Genomic DNA, 15,773 nt, shown 5'->3' on the forward strand with positions numbered 1-15,773 from the left:
CACCGGCGGCGGAGGCGACCGTGTTCGGCGCCTGACGGCCCCTCCCGCACCGCGGCGAGGGGCCGTTCGTCGTCGGTGGACCGGGGTGGGGCCTACGGCACGCCGAGCAGGCGGAGCAGCGCGGTGGTGCCGGCGGCGGCGAGCACCACCAGCACGAACGGCGCCCGCCGCCAGGCCAGCAACACGCCGACCAGCACGCCCAACGGCCGGGCCCAGCCGGCGAACCGGCCCGCCTCGGTCAGCGCGGCGGTGGCGCCCAGCGCGGCCAGCAGGGCGGCGGCGCCGACCGGCAGCAGCCGCCGGGACCACTCCGGCAGGTCGAGCCGGTCGCGCAGCAGCACCCCGGCGACCCGGAAGCCGTACGTCCCGGCGGCCAGCGCCACGATCACGGCGATCAGCACGACCCCTCCCCAGTTTGGCCGACCGGCACGGACCCGCCCCGCGGCGGCGTCCTCTCCCCCGCACGCACCGGCTTCCCCACCCCGCCCGGCGGTTCGGCGGCGGTTCCCGCGACCGTTCCGCCACCCGCGACCGGCGCATTCGGTGCCCGGCTGCCGCCCGCGACCGGCGCATTCGGCGCGTGGCTGCCGCCTTTCGCGGCCCGCCGACCACGGCGTACGGCGGCGACGGCCAGCACGGCCGGGCCAGCGAGCGCCAGCAGCACCGGCAGCCCGGCCGGCAGCAGCGGGGTGGCCAGCACCGCCAGCACCGCGCCGGCCAGCGCCACCCGCCGGGTGTCGCGGTCGCGCAGCGCCGGCAGCAACAGCGCGATCAGGCCGGCCGGGAACGCGGCGTCCAAGCCGAACGCGGCGGGGTCGCCGACCACGCCGCCGGCGAGCACCCCGAGCACGGTCCCCACGTTCCAGGCCAGGAAGAGCAGGGTGCCGGCGAGCCAGAACGCCCGCCGGCGCGCGCCCCCGGCGGGGCGGGCCAGCGCGAAGGCGGTCGCCTCGTCGGTCATCAGGTGGCTACCGAGCAGCCGACGCCACAGCGGGCGGCCGATGCTGTCGGCGAGCGCCAGCCCGAACGGCAGGTGCCGGGCGTTGAGCAGCAGGCCGGCGAGGACCGCCGCGAGCGGACTCCCGGTGGCCACCAGCCCGACCGCCATGAACTGCGCGCCGCCGGCGTAGACCAGCACGGACATGACGACGGCCGCCCAGCCCGGCAGGCCGGCGGCCACCGCCACCGCGCCGAACGAGGCACCGACCGCGACCATCGCCGCCCCGATGGCGGCGACGTCGCGGACTGCCGCGCCCTCGACCGTTCGCTGTACCGTACGCATGGTCCATCATGATGAACGCGCCGCACCTGTTCGTCAAACCGAACAAACGGAACATTGGAGCGAACGATGTCCGCCGAACCGACTCCACCGCTGGCCACCATCGCCGTCGCGCTCCGCCGCGAGCGCGAACGCGTCGGCATCTCGCTCACCGAGCTGGCCCGCCGGGCCGGCATCGCCAAGTCCACCCTGTCCCAGTTGGAGTCCGGGGTCGGCAACCCCAGCGTGGAGACCCTCTGGGCGCTCGGGGTGGCGCTCGGCGTGCCGTTCAGCCGGTTGGTCGAGCCGCCGGCGGCCACCGTCCGGGTCGTGCGGGCCGGCGACGGCCCCCGGATCCGCTCCGAGCACGCCGACCTCACCGCGACGCTGCTCGCCGCCGGCACCGCCCACATCCGCCGGGACGTCTACCTGCTCGAGCTGGAGCCCGGGACGGTACGCACCGCCGAGTCGCACACCCCCCGCAGCGTCGAACACATCGTGGTGGGCGCCGGGCGGCTGCGCGTCGGGCCGGAGGGCGACCTGGTGGAGCTCGGCCCGGGCGACTACGCGACCTTCCCCGGCGACGCGCCGCACCGCTACGAGGCGCTGGCCCCCGGCACCTTCGCCGTCCTGGTGATGGAACACCCCTGACCGTCCGGTCCGGCCTCGCCTCCCGCGGCAGGAGCGGGCGCGGGCTCCCCGGAGTCGGGCCCAGCTCGCCCGGCGGCAGGCTCCACTCGCGCGGAGGGGCTCAGCCACCCCGGTAGAGCCGGGCCACCACGTCCTCGATGTCCGGCTCGACGATCGAGACGTCCCGCAGTGAGCCCAGGGCGGCCAGGGCGGCCACCACCTCGGCCACGCCCGCCGACTCCAGCGCGAAGGCCAGCCGGTGCCCGTCGGCCTCCACCCGGTGCAGCGGCGCGCCGGGCAGCGCCGGCGGCTCGGGCAGCGGGGCCTCCAGGTCGGCGACGAGCAGCCGACGGGAGCCGTACCACTCGTGCAACGCGGCGATCGACCCGTCGTGCACCACCCGACCGTGGTCGACCACCACCAGGCGACGGCAGAGCCGCTCGATGTCGGCCAGGTCGTGGGTGGTGAGCACCAACGTGGTGTCCCCGGCCCGGCCCAGCTCGCCGAGGAAGCCACGGACCGCCTGCTTGCTCACCACGTCCAGGCCGATCGTCGGCTCGTCGAGGAAGAGCACCTCGGGGCCGTGCAGCAGGGCGGCCGTCAGCTCGCCGCGCATCCGCTGCCCCAGGGACAGTTGCCGGACCGGGGTGTCCAGGAAGGCGTCCAGGTCGAGCAGGCTCCGACAGCGGCGCAGCCGGGCGGCGTGCGCGGCGGCCGGCACCCGGTAGACGTGCCGCAACAGTGCGAACGACTCGCGCAGCGGCAGGTCCCACCAGAGCTGCGAGCGCTGGCCGAAGACGACGCCGATGCGCAGCGCGAGCCGGGTGCGCTGGGCGACCGGGCGCAGGCCGCAGACGCGCACCTCGCCGGCGGAGGGCGTCAGCACCCCGGTGAGCATCTTGAGCGTGGTGGACTTGCCCGCGCCGTTGGGCCCGATGTAGCCGAGCGTCTCGCCCCGGGGGACCCGCAGGTCGACCCCGTCCACGGCGGTGACCCGGCGCTTCTCCCGGCGCAGCCGGCCGGCCCGCACCCGGACCGTGAACTCCTTGCGCAGCCCGTCGGCCACGATGACGTCTTCGCTCACGACCCCGTACTCCGGTAGTGGCGCACGCCGGTGCGCCAGGCCGCCGCGGCCCCGGCGGCGGCGACCAGCGCGACGGCCGGCGCGGCCCAGCCGACCCAGCCCGGCAGGCCGAGCGGGTCGGCGCGGCCGAGCAGCGCCAGCGCCGGGTGGTAGCTGACGAAGGCGAAGCCCAGACCGTACGCGAACACGGCGCGGAACCAGCCGCCGAACACGGTGACCGGGTACGAGGTGAAGTCCCGGCCGCCGTAGGTGACCGAGTTGGCCAGCTCGCCCGAGTCGACCCACCAGAAGGAGACGGTGGCGGTGGCGACGAAGACCGCCCCGAAGAAGACCACGCCGGCCAATGGGGCGACGACCACCAGCAGCGCCCGCGCCGGGGTCCACTGGACGCCGGCCGAGCCGACCGCGACGACCAGCACGGCGAGCCCGAAGACCGCCCGGGACACCTTGCGCAGCGGCAGGTCCATGAGCAGCAGCTGCGGCAGCGCGCCGAGCGGGCGGACCAGCACGGCGTCGAACAGCCCCGTGCGCACGTAGCGGGGCAGCCGCTCGATGTTACCCACCAGCAGATCGGCGGTGGCGAACGCGCAGGTCGAGAGGCCGACGATCACCAGCGTCTCGCGGAGCGTGAAGCCGCCCAGCTCCCGCGTGACGCCGAAGATCACCAGCACGGTCAGCACGTCGAAGACGGTGGACCCGACGTTGCCGAGCACGTCGACCACGAACGACGTCCGGTACGCCGTCTGCGACCGCGCCTGCGCCCCCAGCAGCGCCCGGTACGCGGCCAGCGCCCCGCCGCCGCGGCGCCGGGCGGCCGACGCTACCGCCCCGTCAGCCACCCTGCACCACCAGGCGGCGTTCCGCGCGACGCTGCACGAGCCGGCAGGCGGCCAGGACCAGCACCGCCCAGGCGAGCTGGAGGCCGACCAGCCCGACCTGGGTGCCGGTCGGGTCCCGCTCGACGAGCACGTCGAGCGGGGTCTGGAGCAGGCTCGGGAAGGGGGTGCCCAGCCAGAGGACGTGCTGGAGCCACTCCGGCAGGAAGCGCAGCGGGAAGTAGAGCCCGGCGAGCACCCCCGAGGCGAGAGTCCAGAGGATCATCGGTCCCCGGACGTCCTGCAACCAGTACGCGGTCGCGTTGACCAGGAACCGGCAGCCGAAGCAGAGCACCACGGCGGCGACGGCGGAGAGCACGAAGAGTGGCAGGGTGGACCAGCGTCGGGGCACGTACACCTCGAAGAAGAGCGGCCCGACCAGCACCGGCGGGAGCAGCCGGACCAGGGCGGCGTGGCCGGCGCGGCCCAGGTCGGTGGCAAGGTGGCTGGTCACCGGGTGCACCGGCCGGAGCAGGTCGCTGGCGACGTCGCCGGTGCGGATCCGGTCCGCCAGGTCCGTCCACCCCCAGAGCAGGACCACGGCGAGCAGGCCCTGACCCACCCAGACGAAACTGGCGAGCTGGGTGCGGTCGTACCCGGCCACCGTGCCGGCGGCACCGGCCGCGGCGAGGAGGACGTAGCAGCGCAGGAAGCCGAAGACCGTGTTGGTGACGACGCCCGCCACGGTCGCCTGCCGATACGTGGCGTAACGCCGGAAGCCTGATCCGGTTATAGCACCAAATGTCCGGAACCATAGGATAACGTTTGGGGCGGTGGGCGGTGCCACAGTGGCGGTGAGCGAGCCCACGCCGCTACCCTCCTTCCGCAGCCACGCCATGCCGGGACGGGCGACTCTACCGGCACGTGGGGCGCCCAGCGCGACAATTTGCAACGAGGTGACATCGCCGTGAGCGAGCGGACGCGAGCCGGCCACCGGGGCGCCGCCGTGAGCGAGCGGACGCAAGCCGGCCACCCCGACGCGCCCGTTCACCGACGGCGCGCTACGGCCGTTCCGCTCACCCGCCGTGGCGACAGGTCCCCCGGATGAGCCGCTACGCCGACCGGTGGCACGACACCGGCGAACCGTCCTGGATGGTCGAGCCGACCACCGAGTGGCACCCACAGTTCCCGGGCCAGCGCTACCCCGGCGACATCGGCATCCAGCACGCCCCGCCCACGCCCCGGGGCCGGGCGACCGCCGTCGGCCGCGCCGAGGTGCCCCCGCTCGCACCGACCCGGCCCGACGGGACCTACCTCGGCCGGTCCTGGGACGACGATGCCGCCGGCTGGACCGGTCGACAGGAAGGGTGGAACGGCCGGCAGGAAGGCTGGAGCGGCCCGCTTGGCGGCCCCGACGGGCGGCGGCGCGACGACGAGCCGTACCGCCGGCCGCACGCGGAGCCGACCTGGCCGGACGACCGGCAGCCGCCGCACCGGCAGGAGCCGCCGCACCGCAACGCCCGGGACGGCTTCGACGGCCCCGGCCGCTCCGGCGCGGGCCGGCCGGTCGACTCCCCCCGGCCGCGCGACCACGCCGGCCACGACCGCTACGACGCCCGCCCGCCACGGCACGAGCCGGCCGGACGGGACCGCCCCGTCTCGCCCGCCGGCCGCTCGGAGCCGGGCTGGCTGCCCGAGCCGGGCGAGGACCCGCGCCGGTCGCCGGCGTACCAGCGGCCGGACCCGGGCTACGACCGGCGGCCGGAGCCAGGTCACGACCGCCGGCCGGGCCCGGGCCACGACCGCCGGCCGGAACCCGGCCACGACGACCGGAGCGAGCGCGGCCACGACGACCGGACAGAGCGCGACCACGACGGCCGCTCCGAGCGCGGTCACGATCCGCGGGTCGGACCAGGGCACGACCGCCGGCCGGAGACCGACGACGACCGCCGCACGGGCGAGGGGGCCCGCCGGCCCCGGTACGAGTGGGGTGCCCCCACCGAGCACCGCCCCTCGGACGCGTCGCGGGACCGTTCCTCGGACGGGAGGCGGGACGGTTCCTCGGACGAGCGGCGGGGGCGCGTCGGGGACGGGCCGTGGGAGCACGCCGCGTCAGGGCAGTGGGAACGGCGCTCCGACGGGCGGGAGGAACGCGCCCCGGGCGGACGGGGCCGCGAGCCGGGCGTACCCGCCGACGGGTGGCAGCGCCCCGACCGGGCCGCGAGCGGGCAGCCGTACCGTGCCGGGGAACGGCGCCAGCCGGAGCCGGACGAACGGTGGCAGGCACGCGAGGCGGCGGCGCGCGCTGAGGCGTACCCGGATCGGCGTCCGCGCGAGGCTGCACGGCCCGAGGCGTACCGGGAGCACGACGCGTACCGGGAGCCGCGTAGGCACCCGCAGCAGGACGGCTTGCCCTGGCCGTCGTCCGGCCCGGCGCAGCCCGGTTTCGACCGGGACACGCGCCACACCGCACCGCACCCGGAACACCGGCGGTCGGCCGAGCCGGCCGACCGTTCCCACCACCACGGGGGCCCGCACGAGGTTGCCGCACCACCGGCCCAGCCCCGGTACGACGAACCACGCCCGTACCCGCCGTCGCGGGGTCCCGCTGGCGGCGACCGCCCGGTGTCCGGCGCGCCGGTCTCCGGCGTGTCGGTCTCGGTGCCGCCGGTCTCCGGCGCGCCGGTCTCGGTACCGCCGATCTCCGGCCCGCCGATCTCGGTGCCGCCTGCCGCCGGCCCGCCCGCCCCGGTACCGCCCGGCTCCGGCCCTCGGGGCTTCCTGACCCCGCGTGACGAGGTTGCGGTCCCTGGCCGGCCGGTCTCCCCCGCGCCGTCCCGCGACGTGCCGCCCACGGACCGAACCGGCCCGGTCGCACCGTCCCGCGACCTGCCCGTGTCGCCCGCTGGTCCCGCCCCGCGCCCGACCCCCGCTGCGGGTCCCCCCGCCGGCCCGCCGTCACCGGCCGGTCCGGCCGCCGCCCGGGCGACGGCGGCAGCCCCGGTGTCGCCGGCAGCCCCGGTCAGGGGTGACGCGGCGCCGCCAGCAGGCCCGGCCGCCGGCCGCCCGGTGTCGCCCGCAGCCCCCGTGCCGCCGGCAAGCCCGATGTCGCCAGCAGGCCCGGTCAACAGCCGACCGGTGTCGCCCGCCGGTTCGGTCCGGGGTGACGCGGTTGCGCCGGCAAGTCCGGGCGCCGGCCGCCCGGTGTCACCCGCATCTCCGGTCCCGAGCCGGCCGGTGTCGCCGGCGGGTCCGACCAGCGAGCCACCGGCTGCTGGTTCTCGGCCCCCGCTGCCCTCCGCCGAGGAGCAGTTCCAGGCGGCCGGCCACGTGCCGCGACCTGCTCCCGCGGACGACGTCACGCCGGTCCCGGCGCCGCCCGCCGCCCGACTGCGGCTGGAGTTCCTGCCGGCACCGAAGGTCGCGTCCAGCACCGGATCCTCCGGCCCGGCCCCGGCACACCCCGAGCCGGTCCCGCCGACCCACCCGTACGGGCCCACACCGCAGCAGGGCCTCGGTGCCGAACCTCGCGGCGCCGAGCCCGTGATCGGACCACCGGCCACCACGCCGCCGACCGACCGTTTGGCGAGCGTCCAGCCGGCCGGTCCGCGCCCCGCTCCCGAGGACAGGGGTGCGGCGACCACCCCAGCGGTACCGTCGGAGACGCCAGCTGCCACGATGCCGCTCACAGCGGGCATGCCCAGGGTGTACGTTCCGCCGGCACCGGCGGCCCCGGCCCGACCCCAGCCGGCCGCGCCGAGCGGCGCGGACGCCTGGTTCCGGCCCTCCAAGCCCATGACGCCTTCCGCAGAGACGGACGACGCTCGTCCCGCGGAGGCGGACAGCCCCCACCCCGCTGCCCCGGCCGACGCGTCCCCGAGCGCTGTGTCGACACCCCCGGCGGCGGCCCCGAAACCCGTCCAGGACGACCTCCTATCGCCCGAGCCCACCCACGACCGCCTCGACAGGGCGGCTGGGACCGATCCGGTGACACCCGCACCGGCCCCGCCGGGGACCTCGTCGACGGCCGCCTCGTCGGTTACCTCGCCCGTGTCTTCGCCGCCGGCTACGCCGCCTGCCTCCGGTCCCCCTGCCGGACCGGTATCCGGGCCGCCCAGGGCACCCGCCCCGACGACCCCTGCGGCGGGCGACCCGGTTCCCCCGAGTCACTCGGCCGCCACACGATCGGCGCCGACGGAGCTCCACCTCGCCTCCGCACCGGCACGCCCTGTCTCCGGACCACCTGTCCCCCGCCCTGCCTCCATGCCCCCTGCCCCGCACGTGTCGACATCACCCGCCGGGCCAGAGTCGGCACCCCCGGTCCCGTCGGAGTCGGCACCGCCCGCCCGGTCAGAGGCGGCACCGCCCGCCCGGTCAGAGGCGGCACCGCCCGCCCGGTCAGAGGCGCTGCCCGCAGTGCCGCCGGAATCGGCACCACCAACCCGGACGGAGGCCGTGCCCCCGGCCCCGCCGGAGTCGACACCGCCAGCCCAGACGGAGTCAGCACCCCCGGTCCCGTCGGAATCGACACCGCCAGCCGCGTCGGATCCGGTGCCAAGGGAGCACGCCGCTCCTGCCTTAGTCACGCTTGACGGTCCTCAGACCGGCCAGTCCAGGCCCGAGGATCTGGCACAGACCGTAACGGCGCCTGCCCCGGGCGCTTCTGCCCCGCCGCCCGCAACGGCCGCTGCGCCCCTGCGCACCCCTGGCACCGACGCCGCGACCACGGCTGGACCCACCGGTGGAACACCATGGCTGTCACCGAGGGGTTTTGACACCCATGGCGTTCCACTCGACGCGACCGATCCGCGCTCAGCGTCCGCGCACGCAGACCCGGCAGTGCGGGCAACCGCACCGCTGAGCGGCGCAACCGGAACGGTTCCCCCCGCGCGACCGGTCGACGCATCCCCGAGCGACTTCGCCCCTGGACCGGCGACTGTGAGCAGCGCACCCGACGCCGTTCCATCGGCGGCGGCGCCGGCCCCGGCCACGCCGGTTTCCGGACCGCCTGCCCAGCCCGTGTCCGCATCCCCGGCGGGCCCCGCTGCCTCACCCACGGCGCGGCCCGTGTCCGCGCCGCCCGTTGCGACCCCGGCACAGGCCGCACCCGTACCGCCCGTTGCGGCCCCGGCACAGGCCGCACCCGTACCGCCCGTCACGGGTGCGGCGGCCGGGGGTGTCTTGCCGGCTCCGGCGCCCTTCCCCGCCCTGTCGGTGGACGGGCCCTTGCCCGCCCCACCCGAAGGGCACACCCCGGTGCCCGAAGACCGTCCGGAGGACGGTGCCGCGCCGGCCCGCGCACCAGTCACCGCGCCGCTGGCACAGGCCCTGCCCACTCCGCCCGTCGCGCCCGTGTCGGCCCCGCCGACCCGGCCCTCCGCCGCAACCACCGACAGCACGCCGTCGATGCCGGCTCAGCCGGTCACCACGCCACCCTCCGAAAAGCCGGCAGTGCCACCCGGCGTCCCCGACGTCGCGCCGGGACAGGGGGTGCCCACGCCGCCAGCACCGCCTGTCGACGCGCCGCCGGCGTCGCCCCTCACCATGTCACCGGCGCAACCACCATTCGCGCTGCCCGTCTCCGAGGCAGCCGCGCCGCCTGTCTCCGCGCCGCCGGCGCAACCAGTGCCAACAGCGCCCACACCGCCGGCGCGACCGGTGCCAGCGTCACCCGCGCCGCCCGTTGCCGAGCCGCTGACTCCTTCCGCCACCGGGCCGGTACCGCCCGTTCCGGCAGCGCCGGCACAAGCGGGACCGCTGGCACCGGCCGTCACCGCGCCGGCACCGCCCGCCCCAGCACCGCCCGCCCCAGCACCGCCCGCCCCAGCACCGCCCGTCTCGGCACCGCCCGTCTCGGCACCGCCCGTCTCGGCACCGTCCGTCCCAGTACCGCCCGCCCCGGCACCGCCCATCTCGGCACCGCCCGCCCCGGCACCGCCCATCTCGGCGCCGCCAGGGCGGCCGGCGCCAGCGCCGCCCGTCTCGGCGCAGCCGGCGTCCGCAGCGTCCGCGCCGGCCGTGTCGACGCCGGTCGGGCAGGGCCCGTCGTCTACCGGCGAACGGCGCGAGCCACACGCCCCGGAGCAGCGCGGCCAGGAGCAGCACACCCCCGAGCAGCACACCCCAAAGCAGCGCGGCCCCGAGCAGCACACCCCGGAGCAGCGCGGCCAGGAGCAGCACGGCCCCGAGCAGCACACCCCCGAGCAGCACGGCCCAGGGCAGCGCGGCCCGGAATCGCGGGACGTCGACCGGACGAGTGCCGCGCAGGGCGACCCGGAGCAGGTGCTGGCGGCCTACCGCTGGCGGCTCGACCCGGAGACCCTGCGCGAGGTGGTGGAGGTGCCGGAGGAGTTCCGGACGATCCGCCGACGTCTCACCGAGAAGCTGGGCGCCGCCGTGGACAACCGGTCGCGCGCCCGGCTGCTGAGCCTGCGGGCGGTGGTCTCGCGGCTGCTCGGCGAACTGGACGACGCGCTCGCCGACGGTCGGCTCGCACTCACGTACGCGGAGGCTACCGGGGAGTTGCGGCGCACGGCGGTCGCGCAGGCACGACTGGCGCACGTGCTGCGCTGGCGCGGCGAGTTCGTGGAGGCCGACCGGCTCTTCGCCGAGGCCAACTCGACGGAACTGCCCGACCGGCTGCGCGCGGCGCTGCACGAGCACGCGGGGCGGTCGTGCTACGACCAGGGCCGGTTGATGGAGGCGTGCCACCACTTCGAGCGGGCCCTCGACCTGCGCGGCGACGGGGACGCCGAACTCCAGGCACGGATCCGGCTCAGCCTGGACTCGGTGGCGCAGCGGGTGGCGGAGACGGGCTTCGGGCCGTACCCCCGGAGTCGGGACGAGGTGCTGGAGCGTGACCGGCCCCCGGTGCCGGCGCGCGACGGCGACCTGTGGGGTTTCGCCGACCCGGACGGCGACATGGCCGTCGCGGCCGAGTACGCCGAGGCGCAGGCGTTCCGCGAGGGGCTGGCCTGGGTGCGGCGGCCGGAGACGGAGCGGTGGTCGCTGGTCGACCTCGCCGGCGCCACCGTGCTCGGGCCGTCCTACCCGGTGGTCCGTCCGTTCAGCGACGGGCTGGCCTGGGTGTCGGACGGCGCCTCCGGGTGGGTGGCGATCGACGCCGGCGGCGAGGTGGTCGTGGCGCACGGCTTCGCGGACGTACGCCCGTTCCACCGCGGCGTGGCGGTGGTCCGCCGGGAGGGCTGGGGGGCGGTCGACCGCAACGGCCGCATCGTGGTGCCCACCCGGTACCACGGGTTCGCCACGGTGCTGGCCGACGGCCGGTACGTCGACGGTTTCACCGACGAGGGGCTGGCCGTGGTGGACGTGGCCGGCCGGCGGGGCGTGGTGGACCGCACCGGGAAGGTGCTGGTCCCGCCCGCCCATCCGGCGCTGGTCATCCACCCCGTCGCGTTCCTGGTCGACGACGGCACCGGGCACTGGGGTGCGCTCGACCGGCGGGGCGAGCCGCTGATCGAGCCGGTGCACCGCGACCGCGACGAGGTCGTCGCCGAGATCGAGCGGCTGCTCGTCGACACCCACCCGGTGCTCTGAGCCGCGTCCCCGGCCGGTCATGATCGGCAGGAGTAGGGTCGTGAGCATGGAATTCCGTCACCTGGGCCGTTCCGGCCTGATGGTCAGCGAGATCTCGTACGGCAACTGGATCACCCACGGCTCGCAGGTCGAGGAGGACGCGGCGTTCGCCTGCGTCCGGGCCGCCCTGGACGCCGGCATCACCACTTTCGACACGGCCGACGTGTACGCGGCCACCCGCGCCGAGGACGTGCTGGGCCGCGCGCTGGAGAACGAGCGGCGCGAGGGCCTGGAGATCTTCACGAAGGTGTTCTGGCCCACGGGGCCGGGCCGCAACGACCGGGGCCTGTCCCGCAAGCACATCATGGAGTCGATCGACGGCTCGCTGCGCCGGCTCCGCACCGACTACGTGGACCTCTACCAGGCCCACCGGTACGACTACAGCACCCCGCTGGAGGAGACGATGGAGGCCTTCGCCGACGTCGTGCACTCTGGCAAGGCGCTCTACATCGGCGTCTCGGAGTGGAAGGCGTCGCAGATCCGCGAGGCCCACCAGCTCGCCCGGGAGCTGCGCATCCCGCTGGTCTCCAACCAGCCGCAGTACTCGATGCTCTGGCGGGTCATCGAGTCCGAGGTCGTCCCCACCAGCGAGGAGCTGGGCGTCGGGCAGATCGTCTGGTCACCGATGGCGCAGGGCGTGCTCTCCGGCAAGTACCTGCCGGGTCAGCCGCCGCCGGCCGGCTCCCGCGCGACCGACGAGAAGTCGGGCGCGGGCTTCATCGCCAGGTTCCTGGCCGACGACGTGCTGACGCGGGTGCAGCGGCTCAAGCCGCTGGCCGAGCAGGCGGGCCTGAGCATGGCGCAGCTCGCCATCGCCTGGGTGCTGCAGAACCCGAACGTCTCCTCGGCGATCGTGGGCGCGTCCCGCCCCGAGCAGGTGCACGACAACGTCAAGGCCGCCGGCGTGCAGCTCGACGCCGGCCTGCTCAAGGCGATCGACGAGATCATCGACCCGATCGTCGAGCGCGACCCGGCCCGGACCGAGTCCCCCGCCGAGCGTCCGTGACACCCCCGGCCCGGCCGGCCCCCACGAAGGGGACCGGCCGGGCCGGGCAGCGCCGGGCCGACGAACGGGCCGGGCCGGGCGACGACGGGCCGGGTGCGACCCGCCGGTCAGCTCTGCCAGAAGCGGATCAGGTCCAGGCCGAGCGCGTAGAGCCACGGCGGCAGGCCGAGGACGTCCCCCACGGCGAAGACCGCCCCGAAGAACCAGCCGCTGATCCGCGGGTTCCACAGCAGCGCGAACAGCAGGATGAAGCCGAACGGGGCGAACAGGTCGTACATCTTGCGCCACTGCGCGTTCAGCCACGGCTGGATCATGTTGCCGCCGTCGAGGCCGGGCACCGGGAGCAGGTTGAGCACGCTCGCGGTGAGCTGGAGGAACGCCAGCAGCGCCACGCCCGCCCAGAACTCGACCGGGCCGCCGCCGGCCGCGCCGAGGCGTACGGCGGCCACCAGGACCAGCGTGAACAGCACGTTGGTGGCCGGGCCCGCGAGGCTGACCAGCGTGTGCCGAAGCCGTCCCGGGATGGCGTGCCGGTCCACCCAGACCGCCCCGCCGGGCAGGCCGATGCCGCCGAGCAGCACCACCAGCACCGGCAGCCCGATCGACAGCAGCGGGTGGCTGTACTTCAGCGGGTTCAGCGTCAGGTAGCCCCGGTGGGCCACGCTGCGGTCGCCGGCCCGGAACGCGACGATCGCGTGGGCGTACTCGTGCAGGCAGAGCGACACCAACCAGCCGGACACGACGAAGAGGAACACGTCGAGCCGCACGTTGCCGAACCCGTGCCAGGTCAGCACGCCGCTCGTGGCGAAGAGCGCGACCAGGGCGAGGAAGACCGGGCTGGGCCGGAACGCCGCCCGGGGCACGCCGAGCACCAGCGGCTCGCCCCCCGGGCGGTCGCCGGCCATCACTCCGTCGGGGGCAGCAGGCTCATCCGGTATTCCACCCGGTCGTCCTCGACGAGCGCGACCGAGGTGACGCCGGACGCCGCGAGCTCGCGCCAGGTCTGGCCGATCCAGGACTCGGCGTCCGCCTGACTGCCGAACGACTCCGCCGGCCCCTCGACCGACTCGCCGTTCGTGCCCTCGTACCGCCAGCTCCACGCCATGCCGCGTCTCCCCTCGCCGCTGATGTCCCGTGGGACGAACCCCCGCCAGCGTAGTCGGCCGCGCCCCTACGGGCGCGACGCTCGGCGGCCGGGGCTCCGACGGGCTGATCAACCGGGGGCGACGGGCCGGTACCGTGGCCCGGTGCTGACTCAAGGAGTGGTGCTCAGCGAGCGGTACCGGCTGGGCGAACGGGTGGCGACCGGTGGCATGGGCGCGGTCTGGCGGTGCACCGACATCATGCTGGAGCGCGAGGTCGCGGTGAAGGTGCTGCTGCCGGCGCTGACCGCCGATCCCGAGTTCACCGCCCGGTTCCGGGCCGAGGCCCGGATGCTGGCGGCGCTGCGTCACCCGGGTGTGGTCGCCGTGCACGACGTCGGCCGGTCCACCCTCGCCGACGGCAGCCAGGCCGACTACCTGGTGATGGAGTACGTCGACGGCCAGCCGCTGAGCTCCTGGCTGCGGCGGGCGGGGCGGCTCGACCCGGCGTCCACGATGTCCGTGGTGGGGCAGGCCGCCGCGGCGCTGCACACGGCCCATCTCGCCGGCATCGTGCACCGGGACGTGAAGCCCGGCAACCTGCTGGTGAAGTCCGACGGCCGGGTGGTTCTGGTGGACTTCGGCATCGCCCGCTCGGGCACCACGGCGGGCATCACCGCCGCCAACGTGATGCTCGGCACCGCCTCGTACATGTCCCCCGAGCAGGCCGCGAACCAGCCGGTCTCCCCGGCGACGGACATCTACGCGCTCGGCGCGGTGGCGTACGTCTGCCTGGCGGGGCAGCCGCCGTTCGACGGCGACAACCCGCTCCAGGTGGCGCTGCGCCACGTCCAGGAGGAGCCGCCGCCGCTGCCGCCCGGCACCCCGCCGCCGGTGGTCGCGCTGGTGGAGCGGGCGATGGCCAAGCGCCCCGCCGACCGGTACCCGGACGCGGCGGCGCTCGCCGACGCGGCGGCCGAGGCGCGGGACGCGACGCTGGCCGTTGTCCCGGCCTCCGCCCGCCCGCCGTGGGCCGTCGCCGGGCCGGCCCCCGCCCCGCTCGCGTCCCTGGCCGGCGGGGGCACCGACCCGGGCGGCAGCTCTCTGCCCGGCGCGGGAACCGGTCCAGGCGGCAGGTCCCTCGCTGGCGCGGGAACCGGCCCGGGCGTCAGCTTCCAGCCCGGCGCCGGGCCGGGTGGCCTCGCCGCGCCCGCGCCGTCCGCCGCCGGGGCCGACGCGGGCCGCATGCTCCCCATCGACCCGTTCGGCGCGCTGCCGCCCGCTCCAGCCGGGCACCGGCCGGTCGCGCCGGCTGCGGAGGCGGCCCCGTTCGGGCGCCCGGGTCATCCGGCGGCCGGAAGCGACACGTGGGGCGGGCTGCCGCCGACCCGGGAGGACCCGGTCGAGGCGCGGCCGTCGCGACGGCGCCGGGGGGCGCTGGTCGGCGCGGCGGCCACCGTGTTCGTGGTGCTGGCCGGGGTGGTGGGGGCGACGACCCTCTTCTCGGGCGGAGACCCGGCCGGCGGGGACACGCCTACGGCGCTGACCGGCAGGTCCGTGGCGGCGGGGACTTCGGAGCCGGAGGGCGGCGACGGCACGGGGCAGCTCCAGGTCGACCCGTCGTCGGGCGTCACCCGGTCGGCGGCCCCGTCGTCCGGGGCGCCCTCGTCGACGCCCGGCCGCTCCTCGGCCCCCACGACCGGTGGCGAGCCGACCGTCACCTCGTCGGGGCGGCCCAGCTCCGCCCCGACGACCAGCCAGCCGGCGAAGCCGAACCCGTACACGCCGGTCGAGGCGTGCGGCAGCGGGTACAAGGTGATCGACTCGGCCGCGCTGACCGCCTCGGGCGTCCGCAAGGGCCGGGTCTACCTGCTCTACCACGCGGGCACCGGCACCAACTGTGTGGTGACGATGAAGGAGTCGGCGGTGGGCACGGCCACGTCCGCCTCGGCGTGGCTGGAGGTGCAGGGGCGGGCACGCAGCACCGACAGCGGGTCGTTCTCCTACTACGCCGGGCCGGTGCGGGCGAAGGCCGCCGGGGTCTGCGTGAAGTGGGGCGGGTCGACCGGCGGGGCCAGCTACGGCAGCGGCTTCGAGCACTGCGACTGAGCGGAGCCCGCGGCGCCTCACCCGCCGTGGGCGGGCCTGCGGCGGCTGACCGCACCCGCCCACTGCCGGGCCGGACCCGCCGGCCGCCGGCCGGACCCGCCGGCCGCCGGCCGGACCCGCCGGCCGCCGGCTGGGCCGCTGGCCGCCCGCCCGCTGGGGCCGCCAGCTCCTCGTACCTCCGGGGGCCACGCCC

General features: G+C 76.6%; 12 protein-coding genes. 4 read left to right on the forward strand and 8 right to left on the reverse strand.

The features are described 5' to 3' along the window. Positions 1–92: 92 nt before the first annotated feature. A complete protein-coding gene (locus tag ACGF5G_RS14930) occupies positions 93–401 on the reverse strand; it encodes an AzlD domain-containing protein (protein WP_350707921.1) in 309 nt (102 codons plus the stop codon). Continuing rightward, positions 395–1,282 carry an AzlC family ABC transporter permease gene (locus ACGF5G_RS14935; protein ID WP_393262931.1) on the reverse strand — a complete coding sequence of 296 codons (888 nt, stop codon included), beginning with the start codon at positions 1,280–1,282 and terminating at the stop codon, positions 395–397. The genes ACGF5G_RS14930 and ACGF5G_RS14935 overlap by 7 nt, the downstream gene beginning before the upstream one ends. A gap of 66 nt (positions 1,283–1,348) precedes the next feature. Between ACGF5G_RS14935 and ACGF5G_RS14940 the strand changes: the two genes are divergently transcribed. Further along, positions 1,349–1,909, forward strand: coding sequence for a helix-turn-helix domain-containing protein (locus tag ACGF5G_RS14940; protein ID WP_393262933.1), 561 nt, complete (start codon positions 1,349–1,351; stop codon positions 1,907–1,909). A gap of 100 nt (positions 1,910–2,009) precedes the next feature. Here ACGF5G_RS14940 and ACGF5G_RS14945 read toward each other — a convergent pair whose 3' ends face one another. The 4 genes from ACGF5G_RS14945 to ACGF5G_RS14960 all read right to left on the reverse strand — a co-directional run bounded on the left by ACGF5G_RS14945 (position 2,010) and on the right by ACGF5G_RS14960 (position 6,181). Next, on the reverse strand, positions 2,010–2,972 hold the full coding sequence (locus ACGF5G_RS14945; protein ID WP_393262935.1) for an ATP-binding cassette domain-containing protein: 963 nt from the start codon (positions 2,970–2,972) through the stop codon (positions 2,010–2,012). Beyond that, complete coding sequence (locus ACGF5G_RS14950; protein WP_393262937.1) at positions 2,969–3,811, reverse strand: ABC transporter permease; 843 nt, start codon at positions 3,809–3,811, stop codon at positions 2,969–2,971. Before ACGF5G_RS14950 ends, ACGF5G_RS14945 begins: the two co-directional genes overlap by 4 nt. Then, positions 3,804–4,655 (reverse strand): ABC transporter permease, encoded by an 852-nt coding sequence (locus tag ACGF5G_RS14955; RefSeq protein ID WP_393262940.1) that lies wholly within the window; start codon positions 4,653–4,655, stop codon positions 3,804–3,806. The genes ACGF5G_RS14950 and ACGF5G_RS14955 overlap by 8 nt, the downstream gene beginning before the upstream one ends. A 1,244-nt stretch (positions 4,656–5,899) precedes the next feature. Further along, entirely contained in the window at positions 5,900–6,181 is a 282-nt protein-coding gene (locus tag ACGF5G_RS14960) for a hypothetical protein (protein WP_393262942.1), read from the reverse strand. A gap of 3,624 nt (positions 6,182–9,805) precedes the next feature. Here ACGF5G_RS14960 and ACGF5G_RS14965 point away from each other — a divergent pair. Both ACGF5G_RS14965 and ACGF5G_RS14970 read left to right on the forward strand, forming a co-directional pair. Continuing rightward, positions 9,806–11,344, forward strand: a complete 1,539-nt coding sequence (locus ACGF5G_RS14965) for a WG repeat-containing protein (protein WP_393262945.1) — start codon at positions 9,806–9,808, stop codon at positions 11,342–11,344. A gap of 46 nt (positions 11,345–11,390) precedes the next feature. Further along, positions 11,391–12,389, forward strand: coding sequence for an aldo/keto reductase family protein (locus ACGF5G_RS14970; protein WP_393262947.1), 999 nt, complete (start codon positions 11,391–11,393; stop codon positions 12,387–12,389). Positions 12,390–12,496: 107 nt separating this feature from the next. On the opposite strand, the gene ACGF5G_RS14975 is transcribed toward ACGF5G_RS14970, so the two are convergent. Next, entirely contained in the window at positions 12,497–13,294 is a 798-nt protein-coding gene (locus ACGF5G_RS14975; RefSeq protein ID WP_350707907.1) for a site-2 protease family protein, read from the reverse strand. Next, positions 13,294–13,494, reverse strand: coding sequence for a hypothetical protein (locus tag ACGF5G_RS14980; protein WP_393262949.1), 201 nt, complete (start codon positions 13,492–13,494; stop codon positions 13,294–13,296). The genes ACGF5G_RS14975 and ACGF5G_RS14980 overlap by 1 nt, the downstream gene beginning before the upstream one ends. A 142-nt stretch (positions 13,495–13,636) precedes the next feature. Between ACGF5G_RS14980 and ACGF5G_RS14985 the strand changes: the two genes are divergently transcribed. Next, positions 13,637–15,580 (forward strand): protein kinase, encoded by a 1,944-nt coding sequence (locus tag ACGF5G_RS14985; protein WP_393262951.1) that lies wholly within the window; start codon positions 13,637–13,639, stop codon positions 15,578–15,580. Positions 15,581–15,773 lie beyond the last annotated feature (193 nt).

This window comes from Micromonospora sp. NPDC047730, from assembly GCF_043204765.1.
Lineage (GTDB): Bacteria > Actinomycetota > Actinomycetes > Mycobacteriales > Micromonosporaceae > Micromonospora.

Coding starts and splice junctions, on each gene's coding strand:
- ACGF5G_RS14975 (WP_350707907.1), bottom strand. CDS start 13,294: ATGGCCGGCGACCGCCCGGGGGGCGAGCCGCTGGTGCTCGGCGTGCCC.
- ACGF5G_RS14940 (WP_393262933.1), top strand. CDS start 1,349: ATGTCCGCCGAACCGACTCCACCGCTGGCCACCATCGCCGTCGCGCTC.
- ACGF5G_RS14980 (WP_393262949.1), bottom strand. CDS start 13,494: ATGGCGTGGAGCTGGCGGTACGAGGGCACGAACGGCGAGTCGGTCGAG.
- ACGF5G_RS14935 (WP_393262931.1), bottom strand. CDS start 1,282: ATGCGTACGGTACAGCGAACGGTCGAGGGCGCGGCAGTCCGCGACGTC.
- ACGF5G_RS14970 (WP_393262947.1), top strand. CDS start 11,391: ATGGAATTCCGTCACCTGGGCCGTTCCGGCCTGATGGTCAGCGAGATC.